Source organism: Paenibacillus sp. TAF43_2, assembly GCF_052113545.1.
Lineage (GTDB): Bacteria > Bacillota > Bacilli > Paenibacillales > Paenibacillaceae > Pristimantibacillus.
Map to the genome: position 1 here is coordinate 1 of NZ_JBFRDK010000349.1, position 2123 is coordinate 2123.

2 protein-coding genes and 1 pseudogene are annotated in these 2123 nt (G+C 44.8%); all 3 read left to right on the forward strand.

Annotation, left to right across the window (positions count from 1 at the left end):
- Positions 1-193: pseudogene (locus tag AB4Z17_RS33235) on the forward strand (cell division ATP-binding protein FtsE); the annotation flags it as partial.
- Positions 183-1100, forward strand: a complete 918-nt coding sequence (gene ftsX / locus AB4Z17_RS33240; protein WP_076266166.1) for a permease-like cell division protein FtsX — start codon at positions 183-185, stop codon at positions 1098-1100. The pseudogene AB4Z17_RS33235 and the gene ftsX, both read left to right, overlap by 11 nt.
- 12 nt (positions 1101-1112) lie before the next feature.
- Positions 1113-2123 (forward strand): coiled-coil domain-containing protein (locus AB4Z17_RS33245; RefSeq protein ID WP_441964706.1); only part of this gene is annotated, 1011 nt, incomplete at its 3' end.

The following is a 2123-nucleotide window of genomic DNA, read 5'->3' on the forward strand; positions in this document are numbered from 1 at the left end:
AGGCAACTTGGACCCGGAAACGTCGCTTGGCATCATGAACTTGCTTGAGGAAATCAACTTCCGCGGTGCAACCATCGTAATGGCTACCCACAATAAAGATATCGTTAACTCCATACGCAAGCGCGTCATTGCAATCGAGAACGGCAATATCGTACGTGACGAGGCTAGAGGGGAGTACGGCTATGAAGCTTAGAACTATACTCCGTCATCTGCGAGAAGGCGCCAAAAACATCATTAGAAATGGCTGGATGTCGTTTGCTTCAGTAAGCTCGATATTTATATCCTTGTTCATTCTTGGCGTGTTTTTATTGCTCGCACTCAACGTCAATTCCATGGCGGCACAGATCGAGAGTCAAGTGCAAATTCGTGTGTTCCTACAGCTAAATGTAGACAAAGCGAAGATAACAGAGCTTCAGAACAAAATCGGCAATTTAACAGAGGTAAAGCAAGTAACATTTGTGTCTAAAGCAGAGGGACTAGAGCTGCTTCGTAAAAACCTTGGTGATGAGAACAAGGATTTGCTGGATGGTTATGAAAAGGAAAAAAATCCGCTGCCGGATTCGTTTACGGTAGAGGTTTATGAGCCGCAATCGATCGAGGATGCAGCAAAACAGATCGATGCGATCAATAAAGCAGATGAGCTTATACCGATTGCCAAAATCAAATATGGACAAGGCACAGTCGAGACTCTTTTCAAAATTACAAATGCTTTGCGTTACATAGGTATCGTCGTTGTTGTAGGTCTATCCGTAACAGCAATGTTCCTGATCTCGAACACGATCAAAATGACCATTATTGCAAGACGCAGAGAAATTGGCATTATGAAGCTGGTTGGCGCGACGAATTCATTTATTCGCTGGCCGTTTTTCATTGAAGGTGCACTGATTGGAATTATTAGCTCGGTTATTACAACGGTAGCTGTGCTTGCAGGTTACTCGCAGCTTGTGAAATTTACGCAAATGGAATTATCGCTAATGATGATTAAGCTCGTCACGGTAGAGGAGTCAGGAATGCTGACTGCCACGCTGCTCATCGTACTCGGAACATTAATCGGCATTTGGGGCAGCACGATCTCGATACGCAAGTATTTGAAAGTGTAGGAGGATGCGAAAGTGAAGAAGAGGAAATGGCTGTTATTCACAGTTACGATGATGCTTGCGGTATTTGTTATGCAACCAACAGGAGGAGAAGCAGCTTCTCTTAGCGAAATAAAGAAACAAATAGCTGCCGCTAAGGCGGAAATGAAGGAAGCGGAGCAACGCGCAGCTAAAGCAGAGCGCCAGGCCGCTAATGCTCATAATCAGGCTAAGACAGCAGAGAATGAGAAGGTAACTATCCTTGGGAAAAAAACAGAAGCGGAAGCTTCTATCGCTAATTTGATGGCAGAGATCGATAATGTCGTCATCAACAAAACAAAGATGCAAGCACAAAGCGATGCGAAGGAAGAGGAATTGCTGCAGACCGGCCTTGAGCTGGAGCAGGCTGAAGAGCGTGTAGTGACACGCGATGAGCTGCTGCAATCTCGTATGCGTCTTATGTATACGAACGGTTTTGTATCTTATATGGACGTACTCTTAAGTGCGACTAGCTTTACAGATTTTATTGATCGATTCGATGCTCTTCAATCGATTCTGTCGCAGGATCGGGATATTTTGGCGGAGCAAAGAGAAGAGAAGGAGCTTGTTGCTCAGAAGAAAATAGAAGTAGAGAAGCAATTTGCTGAAGTGAAAAAGATTTATGAGAAGCTGGAGCAGTACGAAGCTCATCTAGTGAAGAAAGAGCAAGAGAAAGAAGTTATGATAGCGAGCTACAATACAAATATCAAACAACTGGATAATAAGCTTGTACAAATCGACTCCACGCTAGAGGAGCTCGAGGGCATCAGCAAGGAGCAAGAGGAGCTGCTTATGGCGCTTGCTGCGAAAGTATCGAAGCTGAATGCAGAGAAAAACAAAATATCGAATCCGTATACGGGCGGTAAACTGGGTATGCCGATAAGGGATAACTATCGCGTCAGCTCAAGCTTTGGCACACGGGTTCATCCGATTACAGGTAAAACACACACGCATACAGGCACGGATTTTGCAGCACCGCAGGGAACCGATATTTTCGCAGCGGAAGAC

Bases quoted from the DNA above. Each gene is read 5' to 3' on its own strand.
- ftsX (WP_076266166.1), top strand. From the start codon at position 183: ATGAAGCTTAGAACTATACTCCGTCATCTGCGAGAAGGCGCCAAAAAC.